This is a genomic window from Saccharothrix saharensis, assembly GCF_006716745.1.
Lineage (GTDB): Bacteria > Actinomycetota > Actinomycetes > Mycobacteriales > Pseudonocardiaceae > Actinosynnema > Actinosynnema saharense.
In genome coordinates, this window is sequence record NZ_VFPP01000001.1 from 3,152,280 (window position 1) to 3,168,114 (window position 15,835).

Annotated in this window: 13 protein-coding genes; 2 read left to right on the top strand and 11 right to left on the bottom strand. The window is 73.7% G+C overall.

Annotation, left to right across the window (positions count from 1 at the left end; all coding sequences use genetic code 11):
• Positions 1 to 146: 146 nt before the first annotated feature.
• The 7 genes from FHX81_RS13125 to FHX81_RS13155 form a co-directional block, all read right to left on the bottom strand.
• Positions 147 to 1,079, bottom strand: a complete 933-nt coding sequence (locus FHX81_RS13125; RefSeq protein ID WP_141978264.1) for a sensor histidine kinase — start codon at positions 1,077 to 1,079, stop codon at positions 147 to 149.
• A 100-nt stretch (positions 1,080 to 1,179) separates the two neighbouring features.
• Complete coding sequence (locus tag FHX81_RS13130) at positions 1,180 to 2,151, bottom strand: ROK family protein (RefSeq protein ID WP_141978266.1); 972 nt, start codon at positions 2,149 to 2,151, stop codon at positions 1,180 to 1,182.
• Positions 2,145 to 2,498: a hypothetical protein gene (locus FHX81_RS13135; RefSeq protein WP_141978268.1), complete on the bottom strand. Its 354-nt coding sequence runs from the start codon at positions 2,496 to 2,498 to the stop codon at positions 2,145 to 2,147. The genes FHX81_RS13130 and FHX81_RS13135 overlap by 7 nt, the downstream gene beginning before the upstream one ends.
• 5 nt (positions 2,499 to 2,503) lie before the next feature.
• Positions 2,504 to 3,712, bottom strand: coding sequence for an ArsA family ATPase (locus FHX81_RS13140; RefSeq protein WP_141978270.1), 1,209 nt, complete (start codon positions 3,710 to 3,712; stop codon positions 2,504 to 2,506).
• On the bottom strand, positions 3,709 to 4,146 hold the full coding sequence (locus FHX81_RS13145) for an SRPBCC family protein (protein ID WP_141978272.1): 438 nt from the start codon (positions 4,144 to 4,146) through the stop codon (positions 3,709 to 3,711). The genes FHX81_RS13140 and FHX81_RS13145 overlap by 4 nt, the downstream gene beginning before the upstream one ends.
• Positions 4,147 to 4,173: 27 nt before the next feature.
• Positions 4,174 to 4,962: a metallophosphoesterase family protein gene (locus FHX81_RS13150; RefSeq protein WP_141978274.1), complete on the bottom strand. Its 789-nt coding sequence runs from the start codon at positions 4,960 to 4,962 to the stop codon at positions 4,174 to 4,176.
• 11 nt (positions 4,963 to 4,973) lie between these two features.
• On the bottom strand, positions 4,974 to 5,354 hold the full coding sequence (locus tag FHX81_RS13155; protein ID WP_425473815.1) for a polyketide cyclase / dehydrase and lipid transport: 381 nt from the start codon (positions 5,352 to 5,354) through the stop codon (positions 4,974 to 4,976).
• Between the two features lie 112 nt (positions 5,355 to 5,466).
• Here FHX81_RS13155 and FHX81_RS13160 point away from each other — a divergent pair, with 112 nt between their 5' ends.
• Positions 5,467 to 7,275, top strand: a complete 1,809-nt coding sequence (locus FHX81_RS13160) for an AMP-dependent synthetase/ligase (RefSeq protein ID WP_141978278.1) — start codon at positions 5,467 to 5,469, stop codon at positions 7,273 to 7,275.
• Between the two features lie 322 nt (positions 7,276 to 7,597).
• Complete coding sequence (locus FHX81_RS13165) at positions 7,598 to 10,495, top strand: AfsR/SARP family transcriptional regulator (protein ID WP_170232038.1); 2,898 nt, start codon at positions 7,598 to 7,600, stop codon at positions 10,493 to 10,495.
• 110 nt (positions 10,496 to 10,605) lie between these two features.
• Here the strand turns inward: FHX81_RS13165 and FHX81_RS13170 are convergent, their stop codons facing one another.
• From FHX81_RS13170 to FHX81_RS13185, 4 genes are all read right to left on the bottom strand, one after another.
• Positions 10,606 to 11,736, bottom strand: a complete 1,131-nt coding sequence (locus tag FHX81_RS13170) for a glycosyltransferase family 4 protein (RefSeq protein WP_141978282.1) — start codon at positions 11,734 to 11,736, stop codon at positions 10,606 to 10,608.
• A gap of 9 nt (positions 11,737 to 11,745) precedes the next feature.
• Positions 11,746 to 12,984 carry a hypothetical protein gene (locus tag FHX81_RS13175; protein WP_141978284.1) on the bottom strand — a complete coding sequence of 413 codons (1,239 nt, stop codon included), beginning with the start codon at positions 12,982 to 12,984 and terminating at the stop codon, positions 11,746 to 11,748.
• Positions 12,985 to 13,048: 64 nt separating this feature from the next.
• Positions 13,049 to 14,089 (bottom strand): C40 family peptidase, encoded by a 1,041-nt coding sequence (locus tag FHX81_RS13180; protein WP_141978287.1) that lies wholly within the window; start codon positions 14,087 to 14,089, stop codon positions 13,049 to 13,051.
• 296 nt (positions 14,090 to 14,385) lie between these two features.
• Complete coding sequence (locus tag FHX81_RS13185) at positions 14,386 to 15,735, bottom strand: NYN domain-containing protein (protein ID WP_170232039.1); 1,350 nt, start codon at positions 15,733 to 15,735, stop codon at positions 14,386 to 14,388.
• Positions 15,736 to 15,835: the final 100 nt, after the last annotated feature.

Here is a 15,835-nt window from a genome sequence, read left to right on the forward strand (position 1 = left end):
AACGCTCAGGACCCCTGAATTCAACGCTCAGGACGGGCGGATGGTCGGCCGGCGTGTGCTGAGTGTTGAACACGCGCGACCTGAGCGTTGAACACGCGGGACCTGAGCGTTCGACACGCGCGACCTGAAGGTTCGACACGCGGGGGTCAGGGGCCGGCGATCAGGCGGATGGTGTAGCCCTCGGCGTCACGGCTCATGATCACGTCGCGGCACGTGCGGTGGGTCAGCCACAGGCCCACGCCGGCGGTGGCGGTGCGGTCGGTCGGGACCAGGCCCGCCAGGGGTGACGTCGGCCCGTCGCCCCGATCCGTCACGGCCACCAGCACGTGCGTCGCCCCCGCCCACGCCCGCAGCCGCACGGGCGGCCGACCGTGCGCCTGCGCGTTGGTCACGGCCTCGCTCGCCGCGTACACGATGTCGTCCGCCTCGTCCCGGCTCAACCGGACGCCGGCGCACGCCCCGGTCACCGCACGCCGCGCCTCCGCCGGCGTCGGATCGGTCAGCTCCACCAGCGGCCGCCCCGCCTCGAACCCCGACGGCGCGGTCGACGGCAGCGCCCACGAGGGCCGGTACCGCGGGTTGGGCTGGTGCGCACCGTCCGTCCCGACCGCCCACGGGTGGGTCCGCGCCACGTCCGCCAGCACGCGCGCCGGGGTGGTTCGCAGGTCGTACGGGCACAACCCCCACAACGGGTACTCGGCGAACACCTCGTTCACCGCCGCCTCGTACCGCGCCCACCAGTCCCACGACGCCCCGACGCCCGGGTGCGGCACGTCGCCCACCACCCGGATCTGCGCCACGCCCGCGTACTCGGCGAACAGCTTCCGGTAGCCCAGGATCGCCTCGGTCGGCCGGTCGTACTGGTCGCCGCCGGGCACGAACACCACCCCGGACGGGTCGGCCACCGCGTCACGCACCAGCCGCTCGTTCGCCTCGCGGCACGCCACGACCACCGGCTCGCCCGCCGCCACGCCCTCGTCCACGAACGGCACGACGAACGACCGGTAGTCGTCGTCGCTGCCGTAGAACGCGGCCTCGTGGAAGTACCCGACGTGCCCGTGCGCCGCACCGGTCCTCATCGGCGCGCCACGGGATCGACGCGGGACTCGCGGACGTGGTGGTCTCGCGGTCCCCTGTTGACGGCGGTCCGCATCCCGCGATGCTACGCGGACCCGGAGGTCAACGGTGCCGTCCGTTGCGGGCTGTGCTCGCCGCCACGTCACGGGCGAGCGTGGCCACCCCGACGATGCCGGCGTCGTCACCGAGCTGCGCGGTCCGGATGCGCGCCAACGGCCGGTGCCCGGCCCCGGTCACCACGGCCGCGTACCGCTCCCGCGCGTCGTCCAGGAACAGCGGCGCTGACTCCGACACCCCGCCGCCGATGACCACGACCTCGGGGTCGTACACGTCGGCGACCAGCGCCAACCCCTCTCCCAGCCACCGGGCCAGGTCGGCCATCGCGCGTTGCGCCAACGGGTCGCCGTCCCGCGCCGCGCCCGCCACCCGACGCCCGGTGACGGCACGCGAGTCGCCCAGCGCCTCCCGCGCCAGCACGGTCGACTGGCCGGGGTGGCGGGCCAGCAGCTCGACCGCGGTCGTGCTCAGCGCCGTGCCGCTGCAGTACCGCTCCCAGCAGCCGTTCTTGCCGCACGGGCACGGCCGCCCGTCCGGCACGAGCCGCAGGTGCCCGAGCTCCGGCGCCACGCCGTGCGCGCCGCGGAACACGTGGCCGTCGATCAGCAGCGCGCCGCCGATCCCGGTGCCGATCGCGACCAGCGCGGCGATCTTCGCACCGCGCGCCGCGCCGAACCGGTGCTCGGCGAACGCGGCGGCGTTCGCGTCGTGCTCCAGCACCACCGGCATGCCGACGCGCCGCGAGATCCGCTCGGCCACCGGCGCCTGCCGCCACGCCAGGTGCGGCGCGAACCGCACGGTGCGCCGGTCGGAGGCCACGAACCCGGCCACGGCCAGGCCGACGCCCGCGATCCGGTGCCGGGACGCGAGTTCCGCGACGGCCGTGCCGATCGCCTCTTCCAGCGCTCCTTCGCCGCTGGGCGTGGCCGCGCGCGCCGTGTCGAGGACCGCGCCGTCACCGTCGACGACACCCGCGCGCACGCTCGTCCCGCCGACGTCGACGCCGACAGTCAGCACTGCGACCCCTGGTCGCGCCGCACCACCGGGATGTGCTGGACGCGCGGCTTGTCCGGTCTCGGGGCTTCCTCCTCGGCCGGTCCGGTCGCGGCGGGCCCGGTCGCGGCGGGTTCGGCCAGCGCCGCCCGCAGCACCGCGATCAGCCCGGCCACGTGCTCGGCGGCCTTCGCGGCCAGTTCCGACCGGTCGCCCCGGGCGAGCGCCACCGCGTTGCACACCGGGCACCAGCCGCACGTCCGGGTGTCGTGCTCGCCCTCGGCGGCGGCCATGCGGTGCAGCCACGGCTGCGCCCGCTCGGCGGCGGCGTCGAGCAGCAGGCGGAGCTCTTCGGCGAGCTTGGCGTCCACGGGCCTCACCGCATCCACAGGTCGGGGTCGGGTGCGAACCGCACGGCCAACCCGGTGTCGTCCAGCTCCGCGCCGGTCACCAGGCAGCGCCTCAGCAGCGACGGCAGCGCCACGAGCCGCCGCCTGCCGTCCACGGTGACGGCCAGGTCGTCGCCCACCCGGGCCAGGTCGAGCGACGAGTCGCCGACCGGCAGCGCGAGGCGCAACGTGTACTCCAGCTCGCCGGTCCGCTCCACGGACAGCAGCGGCTCCTCGTCGACGACGCCGTCCAGCGGGTCACGCCCCTGGTAGAGGCCTTCGGCGACCTTCAGCAGCGCGGCCGCGCCGACCGGTTCGGCGGCCCGGTGCTCCACTGCGGCCACCGGTCCGAGGTCGGCCAGCTCGGCGAGCACCGCGTCCTGCTCGGCACGACGGGTGCGCAGCCAGTCGGCGGCCGGGCCGCGGTCCGCGCCGGGGTCCGGCACGACCCGGTTGGCCACCACGCCGTCGACCCGGATGCCCTGCAGCGCGAGCGCCGTCACGGTCCGCCTGGTCTCCGCCGCGACGACCCGTTCGGGCGTCAGCACGAGCCGGACGCTGGTCGTGGGCGAGGTCAGCAGGCCGCGCAGCTGCTCCAGGTCCTCGGCCAGCCGGCCGAGCGCGTCGGCGGTGGCGTCCCACTTCTCGACCGTGCCGCTGCCCGCGACGCCGGCCAGCAGCCCGCGCACCACCCGCCGGTGGGTCGGGAACAGCCGTTCGAGGTAGGAGGCGAACGCCTCGGGCAGCGCGAGCAGCCGCAACGTCTCGGCGGTCGGTCCGCAGTCCACGACCACCACGTCCCACGGCCCGGTGGCGGCCAACCGCCGCACCTCCGACAGCGCCAGCAGCTCCTCGACGCCGGGCAGGACGGTCAGCTCCTCGGCGTCCAGCTCGTCCACGCCCGCGCCGGCGAGCACGGTCCGCAGGTGTCCGCGCAGGTCGCGCCACGCGTCGTCGACCAGCGCGCGGGGGTCGATCTGGGCGGCGTGCAGGACCCCGGTCGAACCGGCGCCGTCGACCTCGCCGACGTGCCCGGTCAGCGGGACGCCGAGCGCGTCACCCAGCGAGTGGGCCGGGTCGGTGGACACAACCAGCGCCTTGCGACCTCCCGCGGCGAGCGCGGTGGCGGTGGCGGCGGCCAAGGTCGTCTTGCCGACCCCGCCCTTACCGGTGAAGAGCAGCAGGCGGGCGCTCATCCAGCGTTTTCCACCCGGCGCTTGAGCTCCTTGAGCGCGGTGTCCATGATCATCTTCTCGGCCTTGCGCCGGAACAGGCCGATCATGGGCACGACCAGCTGCACCGACAGCGTGTAGGTGACCTCGGTGGAGCCGCCCTTGGGGGTCAGCGCGTAGCTGCCCTCCTGCGACTTCTGCATCTGGCCCTTGACCAGGTGCCACGAGATGCGGTCCGGCGACCACTCGTCGTAGGCGAGCACGTACTCGTCCTTGATCGGGCCCTGGTCGATGTTGAACTTGACCTGCGCCGCCCGGCCGTCCGCCCCGGTCTCCAGCACCTCGGTCCGCTTGATCCCGTTGGCCCACTCGGGGTAGGCGTCGAAGTCGGCGATGACCGCCGCGATCCGCTCGGGCGTCGCGTCGATGACGATGGACTGGGTGGACTCGTCGGCCATGCCGGGGAGGCTACCCGGTGGTTCGGCTCACCATCGCAGGACGTGGGGCGTGCGCGTGCGCTGGAAGTGGCCGACGTTGACGCACTCGGTCCAGCCGACCCGCGCCCGGCGCGCCATCGGCTGGTGCACGTGCCCGAACACCGACCACCGCGGCCGGTCGCGCTCGATCACCTTCAGCAACGACGTCGAGCCCAGCTCGGGCCGGCGGGCGACCACGTCGTAGGTCAGCTCGGCCACGGCGGGCGGCACGTGGGTGCACAGCACGTCCACCTCGCCGAGCCCGGCCAGCGCCGCGCCGAACTCCTCCTCGGTGCGCAGGTAGGGCCGCCACGGTCCGCGCCGGTTGGGCACGAACCCGGGGTGCAGCAGCGCGCCGCCCGCGAAGCCGAACCGCAGCCCGCCGATCTCGGCCACCTGCCCGTCCAGGACGTGCACGCCGTCGCGGGCGAACAGCGGCCACAGCTCGGGGCTGTCGACGTTGCCGGGCGTGGCGTAGGTGGGCGCGCTCATCACCGCGAACATCGCGGTGTACTGCTCCATGATCGCCTCTTGGACGACGTCCGCGGCGTTGTCCAGGCTCTCCCACAGCGACCGCATGTAGCGGACCGTCTCGGCGCCGAACCGGCCGCGCCGCAGCCGGGCGAAGACCTCGACCTTCTCCGCGCCGAACACCTGGCCCAGGATGCCCTTGCCGTGGTCGTGGTAGTCGACGAAGTCGACCAGGTCGCCGAGCACGACCAGCGCGTCGGCGCCGTCACCGGCGCGGGCGAGGGCCTCCGCGTTGCCGTGGACATCCGAGACGACGTGAACGCGCACAAGACCCAAATCTACGGCAGGACGGGTGGCACACCGGGCGGCCGGCCGTCCTCCAAGATCAGTTTGAGGCCGAGTGACACCCGCTTGGCGGCCAACTGGCGGCGGCGCACCTCCCGGCGGGTGCGCTTGTCGGACGCATCGCCCGGCAAGTCGGCACGCAGGAAGTAATGCAGCAGGGTGCCGTCCAGGACCGGCTCCAACCACACCTCCATCGTTCCGACCAGCGCGCCGGCGACCGTCCAGCGCAACCCCTCAGCCCCCCGGTCGGCGTATACCTCGAGGGACAGGTCGGGCCAGAACTCCGCCCACGCGCCGGGCGGCGCGAAGGCCGCGGCGACCACCGCCGGAGGCACTGCGAGGAACGTCTCGTCCACGACGTCGACACTGGGCACGGATGAGGAGAGTGCCACGACACGGTTACGGAAACGCGGGCCGGCCTGGTGTATCGCCGGAATCACAGGCTAGGTTTCCCCACCGGTAACAAACAATCGTCCGGAGGTCGACGTGCGCGAGTTCAGCGTCCCCGCCACCGCCACTGTGGCTGCCGAGGAGAACCTCACCGACATGGTGTGGGCGAACGCGGAGCGCTTCGGCAACGCCGTCAGCTTCCGCCGCCGCGTGGACGGGACGTGGGTGGACATCACCGCCCGCGACTTCGCCGCGCAGGTCCTCGCGGTCGCCAAGGGGTTGATCGCGGCCGGGTTGCAGCCCGGCGAGCGGGTGGGCCTGATGTCCAAGACCCGCTACGAGTGGACCCTGCTCGACTTCGCCATCTGGCACGCGGGCGGCGTCGTCGTGCCGATCTACGAGACGTCCTCGGCCGAGCAGGTCGAGTGGATCCTGTCCGACTCGTCGGCCAAGGCCGTGTTCGTGGAGACCTCCGAGCACCGCGCCACGGTCGACTCCGTCGTGGCGGGCCTGCCCGAGGTGCGGCACGTGTGGCAGGTCGACGGTCCTTCCGGTGACGCGGCGGGCGCGATCGACGAGCTGACCGCGTTGGGCGCGTCGGTGTCCGACGACGACGCGCGCGCACGGCGCAAGGTGGTCGGCGCGGACGACACGGCGACCATCGTCTACACCTCCGGCACCACCGGTCGCCCCAAGGGCTGCGAGCTGACCCACCGCAACCTGCTGGCCGAGGTCAAGGGCGGGATCACCGCGTTCCCGCAGCTCATGCAGGCCGGCAACTCGCTGCTGGTGTTCCTGCCGCTGGCCCACATCCTGGCCCGCGCCCTGTCGGTGTGCGGCGTCTACACGCGCGTCACCATGGGGCACACGGCCGACGTGAAGAACCTGGTCGAGGACCTCCAGTCGTTCCGGCCCACGTTCGTGGTGGCCGTGCCGCGCGTGTTCGAGAAGGTGTACAACGGCGCGAAGCAGAAGGCGCACGCGGCGGGCAAGGGCAAGATCTTCGACGCCGCCGAGGCGACCGCGGTGGCCTACAGCCAGGCACTGGACACCGGCAACGTCGGCCTGGGCCTCAAGCTGAAGCACGCGCTGTTCGCCAAGCTCGTCTACAGCAAGCTCCAGGCGGCTCTGGGCGGCCGGTGCACCAACGCGGTGTCCGGCGGCGCGCCGCTGGGCGAGCGGCTGGCGCACTTCTTCCGCGGCATCGGCGTGCCGGTGCTGGAGGGCTACGGCCTCACCGAGACCAGCGCGGCGGCGTGCGTGAACACGGCGGCGGCGTTCCGCGTCGGCACCGTCGGGCGCCCGGTGATCGGCACCTCGGTCCGCATCGCCGAGGACGGCGAGATCCTGATCAAGGGCGACATCGTGTTCCGCAGCTACTGGAACAACGAGCAGGCCACGGCGGAGGCGCTGGAGGACGGCTGGTTCCACTCCGGCGACATCGGCGAGCTCGACTCCGACGGCTTCCTCAAGATCACCGGCCGGAAGAAGGAGATCATCGTCACCGCCGGCGGCAAGAACGTCTCGCCCGCCGTGCTGGAGGACCGCCTGCGCGCCCACCCGCTGATCAGCCAGTGCATGGTGGTCGGCGACGCGCAGCCGTTCATCGGCGCGCTGATCACCATCGACCCGGAGTTCTTCCCGGCGTGGAAGGAGCAGAACGGCAAGCCGTCGTCGGCGACCGTCGCCGAGATGGTGGACGACGAGACGCTGCGCGCCGAGATCCAGGCCGCGGTGGACGAGGCCAACCAGGCGGTGTCCAAGGCGGAGGCGATCAAGAAGTTCCGCATCCTGCCGGTGGACTTCACCGAGGCGGGCGGCGAGATGACGCCGAGCCTGAAGCTGCGCCGGTCCGTCGTCGCCAGCACCTACAAGCAGGACATCGAAGCCATCTACGCCCGCTGACGCCGGGTCCGGGGGGCCACCCCGGCCGTCCGGGACGGAAAAAGACGAGTGGCCCGCACCGAAGTGCGGGCCACTCGACCCCCAGTGATCGCGTATCCGCTGACGCGGACCCGAGAAGTTCTGTTGTCCCGGTCCCCCAACCGGGACTTTTCATAGACTGCCGCAGCGCGCTGTCGTATCGCTGACGCGGTGATGACTCGTGCCGTCAGCGCTCGCCTAGGCTGTGCCCCTGGGAGGCGGAACGAGGGGACGCAAACGGATGGGCGCTGGGCCGTGGTTCGGCCTTCTCGGCCCGCTTGAAGTGCGCATACAGGGTCAACCGGTGCCCGTCCGGGCGGGCAAGCACCGGGCGTTGCTGGCTGCCCTGTCGTTGCGCGCCGGCCGAGTCGTTTCAATTGGCGAGCTGGTGTCCTTCCTGTGGGGCGGCGACCCCCCGGCGCGCACCCGCGGCACGTTGCAGACCTACGTCATGCGGCTGCGGCAGCTGCTGGGCGACCCGTCGCTGATCCGGACCACTTCGGACGGCTACCGGCTGGTCGTGCCGCCGGAGCAGGTGGACGTGCACCGGTTCACCACCACGGCCGGCTTGGCGCGGCAGGCGGCGCAGTCCGGGCACCTGGCCGACGCCGCCGAGCTGTACGCCGAGGCGCTGGCGCTGTGGCGCGGACCGGCGCTGTCGGACGTGCCGTCGGAGGTGTTGCGCGACGACGAAGTGCCGCGGCTGGCCGAGCGGCTGCTGGTGGTGCACGAGGAGCGCAACGACGTCGAGCTGGCGCTGGGCAACCACGAGCGGCTGGTGCCGGTGCTGCGGTCGTTGACCGCGGACCACCCGTTGCGGGAGCGGTTCTGGGCGCAGCTGATGGTGGCGCTGTACCGGGGCAGCCGGCAGGCCGAGGCGCTGGAGGCGTTCCGGTTGGTCGACCGGCTGCTCGGCGAGCAGCTCGGCATCGAGCCGGGCGCGGCGCTGCGCGAGCTGCACCAGGCGATCCTGGTCGGCGACCCGAGCCTGGCCGCGCCGACCGAGCGGGCCGACCCGGACGTGCCCGACCAGTTGCCGCCGGACGTGCCGGGCTTCGTCGGCCGGGCCGGGCTGGTGGACCGGATCTCCCGGCTGATCGCCCCGGACGAGCCGCGCACCGCGGTGCCGATCGTGACGTTGACCGGCGTGCCCGGGGTGGGCAAGACGGCGCTGGCGGTGCACGTGGCGCACCGGCTGCGCGAGCGGTTCCCGGACGGTCGGCTGTACGTGGACCTGCGTGGTTACGCGTCCGGACCGGCCACGCCGGTGGTGGAGGTGCTGACCCGGTTCCTGCGGGCGCTCGGCGTGCCGCCGGAGCAGATCCCGGTGGACTCCGAGGAGCAGAGCGGCCTGTTCCGGTCGCTGCTGGCCGGGCGGCGGATGCTGCTGGTGCTCGACAACGCCGCCGCGCCCGACCAGGTGCGGCCGCTGCTGCCGGGCGCGGCGAGCTGCCCGGTGCTGGTGACCAGCCGGGACGACCTGCGCGGCCTGATCGCCGTCGACGGTGCCCGGCGGGTCGGGCTGGACGTGTTCGAGCCGCACGAGTCGCTGGCCGTGCTGCAGCGGTCCGGGCAGGCGGCGCAGGAGCTGGCGCGGCGGTGCGGGCACCTGCCGTTGACGCTGCACATCGCGGCCGCGTCGGTGGCGGGCGGTTCGGTGGCGCGGTACCTGGAGAAGCTGGGCGACCGCCGTCCGCTGGACCTGGCGCACGCCGGGCTGACGCCGGGCGCGCGGCGGCTGTTCGCGCTGCTCAGCGTGGTGCCGGGGCCCGACTTCAGCACCGAGGCGGCGGCGAACGCGGCTGACCTGACCGTGCCGGAGGCCGCCGCGCTGCTCGGGCAGCTGACCAGGGCGCGGCTGGTGAGCGCCGACGGCGGCCGGTACGCGTTCCACGACGAGCTGGCGCGGTTCGCGGCGGAGATGGCGGAGGCCGGGAACGAGGACGTGGCCGCGGCCCGGGTGCGGCTGCTGGAGTTCTACGTGCGCGCGGTGGACCACTGCGCCGAGCTGCTGTACCCGGACCTGATGCGGTTGCCGACGCCCGCCGGGCGGGCCGTGCGGCTGCCGCGGATCGAGACGGCGGCGCAGGCGCGGGGGTGGCTGGACGCGGAGCGGGCGAACCTGACCGCGGCGATCCGGTCGGCGGCCGAACGCGGACCGGCCGCGATGTCGTGGCGGCTGGCGGACGGGCTGCGCGGCTACCTGTGGATCGGCAAGCACGTCACCGAGTGGCTGTCGACCGCGCGGTACGGCCTGGACGCGGCGCACGAGCAGCGCGACGTGGCGGGTGAGGCGGCGATGCACCAGAACCTGGGCACGCTGCACTGGCGGCTCGGCGACTTCGAGACGTCCGTCGCGCACTACACGCGTGCCGTCGAGCTGCACCGGATGCGCGGTGACCTGGCGTCGGAGGCGGAGGTGCGCGGCAACCTCGGCGTGGTGCGGCTGGAGGCGGGCGACCTGGCGTCGGCGCGGGACGACCTGGAGACGTGCCTGGCGTTGAAGCGGGAGTCCGGTGGGCCGCGGTCGGCTGAGACGGGTGTGCTGACCGGGTTGGGCGTGCTGGCGATCGAGACCGGTGAGCTGGCCGAGGCGGTGGACCTGCTCGGTGAGGCGCTGGCGATCAGCGTGGAGCACGGGTTGCGGGGCAGCGAGATCACCGCGTTGACGTTGTTGGGCGTGGCGTCGCAGCTCATGGGCGAGCCGCAGCGCGCGCTCACCCACCTGTCCGAGGCGTTGCGGTTGGCGACGGAGTCGGGGTTCCGCGAGGCCGCGGCGCGGGTGCTGGAGAGCATCGCGTCGGTGCGGCTGGACCTGGGCGAGCACGCGGAGGCGTTGGAGCTGGCCGACCGGGCGTTGGCCGAGCTGCGGCAGGACGGGGACCAGCGGATCACGACGAACGTGCTGGTGGTGATGGCCTCGGCGAACCGGGGCCTCGGCTCGTTGCGCACGGCCGACGAGCAGTTCCAGCAGGCCCTGACGAAGGCCCGCCGGATCGGCTACCTGCCGGGCGAGGCGCGTGCCCTGGTCGGCCTGGCGAGCGTGCGCCGCCTGCTGGGCCAGGTCGCCGAGGCGCGGACCCTGGCCACCCAGGCCGTGACGCTGACGTCCGACCTGGGACTGCGCATCACCGAGCGCCACGCCCGCGCCGAATTGGCCGCGGTCGACCGGCTGCTGGGCGACGACCCGGCCCGAACGTAGAACTCTCGGGTCCTAAACGTTCGACACTCGGGTCCTGAGCGTTCGACTCTCGCGAGTGTCGAACGCTCAGGTGCCGAGTGTCGAACGCTCAGGACCTGTGAGTTCAACGCTCAGGTGTTGATCAAGGTGGCCAGGCGGTCGGCCAGGTCGTCCCAGCGCCAGTTCGCGGTGACCCACTCGCGGCCCGCCGCGCCCATCTTCGCCGCCGTGCCTGGGTCGGCGAGCAGGGCGGCGACGGCGTTGGCCACCTCGGTCACCTCACGCCCGTCCACCACCCGCCCCGTCACGCCGTCCCGCACGGTCTCCGGCGCGCCACCCGAACGCCCCGCCACGACCGGCAGCCCGGTCGCCGACGCCTCCAGGTACACGATCCCCAGGCCCTCGACGTCCAGCCCGCGCCCCCGCGTCCGGCACGGCATCGCGAACACGTCACCGGCGTTGTAGTGCGCCGGCAGCTCCTCCCACGGCACGGACCCGGTCAGCACCACGTGCTCCGACACCCCGACCGACGCCGCCAGCCGCTCCACCGCACCCCAGTGCGGCCCGCCGCCCACCAGCAGCAACGCCGCGTCCGGCACCTGCCGCCGGATCTCCGGCAACGCCCGCACCAGCACGTCCTGCCCCTTGCGCGGCACGAGCCGCGACACGCACACCACCACCGGCCGGTCGCCCAGCCCGTACCGCGCCCGCATCTCCTCCCGCGCCGCCGCCGAAGGCGCGAACACCGACGTGTCCACCCCGGACGGCAGGTGCTCCAACGCCGCCATCGGCCCGAACGCCGCCGCGAACCGCGAGCGCGTGTACCGGCTGACGAACGTCACCACGTCCGCGTCCGACCCGATGCGCCGCAACGCCTGCCGCGCGCCGGGCAGCATCGACCACCCGACCTCGTGGCCGTGCGTGGACGCCACCACCCGGGACGCGCCGGCCGCACGCAGCCGTGACGTCATGAGAGCCAGCGGGGCCGCCGCCCCGAACCACACGGCGTCACAGCGCGCTCCACGCAGGATGTCCGACGCCCGCCGCACGACGTCCGGCGTGGGCAGCATCAACGTCCCCGGATGCCGCACCACCTCGAACGGCTGCACGGCGTCGAACTCGGGGTGCGAGCCGGACGACGACTCCCACGACGGCGCGTACACCACGAGCTCCGGCAGCCGCACGGCCAACGCGTGCAGGTAGGACTGGATTCCGCCGGGCCGGGGCGGGAAGTCATTGGTCACCAGCAAGGTCCGACGCACGCGACCACGTTACGGGAACGTCCGCCGCAGGAAGTCCTGCCACCCGCGCACGAGCGCCGCGGTGTCCCCGCCGGTGGCTTCCAGCAGCACGCCGTCCACTTCGGACGCCCGAACCCGCGCCAGCCGCCGGTGCAGCGCGACCAGCCCCGACTCCCCCAGCGACGACGCCAGGTACAGGTGCACCGACCACGCCTGCTGGTAGGCCAGCTCCATCGCGTCACCGCGGAAATCGGCGTCCGCGGGCAACGCGGACGGCACGGACCGCCGCACCTGGGCGGCCAGCAGCGGCGCGGCCCTGGTCGGCGGCACGTCGCTGCGCCGGTAGCCCACGTAGTCCGCGAACCCCTCCAGCACCCACATGGGCGCACCGTCGACGGTCTGCCCGCGCGTGGCGATGTGCGTGATCTCGTGCCTGAGCAGCACCCGCAGCGACAGGGGCGACAACGCGCCCGCGCTGTCGGGGTTGAGCACCACCCGCTGGCCGAGCGCCGTGTGCGTGTCCGGGTCGACCCGGTCGGCCACCGCGACGCCCGCGATCGCGCCGGTGGCGAACCCGGGTCCGACGAGCGCGACCATCTCCTCCGGGCTCGCGGGGACCAGCACGGCCACCTGACGCGCCCACGCCTGGCCCCACACCTCGGTCACGGCCGTCACGGCGCCGTCCAGCTCGGCCAGCGCGCGTGCGGCCAGCGCCTCCCCGCCGGGGTGGCTCAGCACGAACCCGCCGGTACCGGTGTGCACGTGGCACGGCCCGAAGTCCCACGGCCCGCGCCAGGTGCGGCGGCCCAGCGGCTCCAGCGCGGTGTCGGAGTTGAGGTACCAGCGGCCGTCACGCCGGGTGAACAGGTACGCCATGCCCTGGCTGCTCGGCTCCACGTCCACGCCGGCGAGCCGGTAGCCCAGCCGGACGTCCGGCGCCCACACCTCCTCGGCGGCGGGCAGCGCCACCCCGAAGAGGCCGATCTCCCCCTCGATCCGGTACTCCCACTCGGCCAGCGGCACGTCGGCGAGGTTGCGGAACAGGTCGAGCTGCCGTTGCCGGAACCCGGCGTCGGCCTCCGGGTCGAGCACGGCGCCGAACGCCGCCTCGTCCCGGTCCAGCACGGCTCGCGCGCGCTGGTCGAGCAACGCCCGGACGGCGTCCGCGCGGAGCGGAGCGGTCGGGGTCGTCGGCGCGACGGCCGTGACGAGTCCGACGAGGAACGTCACGGCCACCACCACGGCCAGCACGACCCTGATGCGGCTCACGGGCCTCCAAAGTCATCGGCAGGACCACCCTCGTCACAAGGATGGCCCTGCCGGATGAAAGTTGTCAGCCCGCGATGCGCCGCATGGCGTAGATGCTGCCGGGGTTCTCCAGCGGCACGACCTTGACCGGGACGCCGTCGGTGGACGCGTGCACGACCCGCGCGTTGTCCACCGCCATGCCCACGTGGTTGCCGCCGTTGTAGATGATCAGGTCGCCCGCCTGGACCTCGCCGCGGCTGACGGCGCGCCCGGCGCCCGCCTGGCCGCCGGAGGTGCGCGGGATCGACACGCCGGCCGCGGCGTAGGCCTTCGACGTCAGGCCGGAGCAGTCCCAGCGGTCCGGGCCGGTCGCGCCGTACAGGTACATGTCGCCCTGCTGGTCGAGCGCGAACTGGAGCGCGACGCCCGCCGCGCCCGCGGGCACGTTGGTGGTCACCTTGGGACCGGTGTTGGTCAGCGTGTTGCGCTCCTGCGCCGTCAGGCGGTTGAGCTGGGTCCTGACCTCGGTGATCTGACCCTGCAGCTCGTCGTTGCGCTTCTTGATGTCGTCGGCGATCTTGGTCGCCTCGTCGGTCGCGGCCTGCGCGCGGGACTGGGCGTCGGCCGCCTTCTGCCGCGCGTCCTCGGCGGCGTCGACCGCGCCGGAGAGCCGTTCGAGGGACTCGTTGTTGTCCGACGCGAGCACGCCCAGCGCGGACATGCGGTTGAGGAAGTCCTGCTGCGAGTCGGACACCAGCAGCGCCGAGAGCTGGTTGAACCGCGCGCCCTCGAACGACGCCTCGGTCAGCTTGTCGACCTGGACCCGGAAGGTCTCCTCGTCGGCCTTGGCCTGGTCGCCCGCCTGGGTCGCCTGCGCGAGGTCGGCGTTGGCCTTGTCCAGCTCGGCCTGGTTGGCGTTGCGCTGCTCTTCGGCGCGCAGGAGCTCTTCGTTGAGCTTGGTCGCCTGCTCGGCGAGCTCGTTGTACTTCTTCAGCGCCTCGGAGGCGTTCGCGGGGGTGTTGGGCTGGGCTCCGGCGGGTACGGGCAGAGCGCCCACCGCGGCAGCGGCCACCGCCGTGGCCGCCATCGCCCCGCGCAGGCCGCGCTTGAGTCGTTGCGACGCCACAGTCGCGTGTGTCTCCTTCGTCTGATCCCGCCTGCCGGCCGGGCGCGTGACGCGGCCCGGCGCACCTCTGGTGAGAGATTCCGGCTCGGCTCCCCGACAGGCCGATTCGGCGGTGAACCCGCGTCGCGGCCCAGGATGGACCACTGCCGCCGCGAGATCTCGGCTAGGTTACGAAAAGTGAGTCCCGGCGTCCACTAGCGGGGCATGGAAATCACGCCGAGTTCAGCTTGGTTCACGATCGGCCTAGCTGTGACCTGCCCGTGTGACCCCTGGTGGTGTTAAAAACACGATCTGGGTCACACTCGGCCCAGGCGGGCCAGCAGCACCGCGGACGGCACCGGGTGCGCGCCCCGCCGTCGGACGGAGTCGGCCACCGCCCGGTCGGACGTCACCACGACCACCGGACGGCCCTCCGGCTCGGCGGTCACCAGCGCCCGGATCACGTCGTCGGCCAGCACCCCGGGATCGCTGAACAGCACCCGCACGCCACGTGGCGCGGACGTCGGCACGGCGACCACGCCGGCCCCGTCGAACACCAGCGTCACCTCCGCGCCGGTGCGCGCCGCCAGCACGGCCAACTGGTGCACCAGCCGGTCCCGCTGGTCCGACAGCGACAGCTCCGGGTAGCCGGTCTTGGTGACGTTGTAGCCGTCCACGATCAGGTGCACGGCGGGCAGCGCCAGCAGCCGGTCCAGCGCCGCCGGGTCCTCGACCCGGCCGACCGCGCCCTGCGCCGCGCTCGCGCCCCGGACCAGGTCCGCAGGCCGCGGACCCGCGCCGCCCAGGGCCAGCTCGCGCCGCAGGCCGTTCACCGCGCCGTCCAGCGTGTCGACCAGCAGGGCCAACCGCACCTCGTCGGCCTGCCGCGCCTCCTTGGCCGACTGGCGGGCCACCTCGGCGTCCGACTCGGCCCGCTGCGCCTTGGCGCGCTCGTGCTCGGCGCGTTCCCGCTCGCGGTCCCGCTCGGCGGTCAACCGGCGCAACGCGGCCTCCGCCTCGGCCCGCACCCGGTCCGCCTCCGCCGCCGCCGCCTCGGCCCGGTCCTTGGCCTCGCGCAACCGCACGCCCTGCTCGCGCAACCGTTTGCGCAGCCGTTCCAGCTCTGCCTCGGACGCCTCGCGGATCTTGTCCACCGCGCCGCCCGCCTCGGCCCGTTCGGCCTTGAGCCGCTCCAGCTCCACCTCGAGCCGTTCCGCCCGCTGCACGGCCAGGTCGCGCTCCGACCGCAGCGCCGCGTCCGCCGCGCGCCTGCCGACCAGCTCGATGAAGTGGGACGCGACCTCCTCGCCCTGCAGGACCGCCGCCGCGCCCGCGGCCACCGGGTCGGGCGAGGTCACCTCGAGCACCGCCGGCCGGTTGCGCCGCAGCCACTCGACCACGGCCGCCCGGAAGTTCGCCGACGACTTCAACCCGCCGATGAGGGCCGGCGCGCCCAACCGGGCCCGCTTCGTCGGCGCGAACCGCGCCACCGCGCGCAGCGACTGCGGGATGTCGACCTTCGCCATGTCGCCCAGCGCGTCCGCGCTCAACTCCGCGAGCCGGGCGCGCAACGGCTCGGGCAGCGCCGACCAGTCCACAGTGGACTCGACGGCCTGGTCGGTCTCCAGGTCGCCGGTGTCCTCAGGCTGCTCGATCGGGTCCTGCACCCGTACAGGCTAGCTGTGCTAATGGCCGCTGCTCCGCGGACGGCGGCTCGGTCGCCGGGAAGGCGACCGGGCGCCCCGATCAGCCGGCGATCAGAACTGT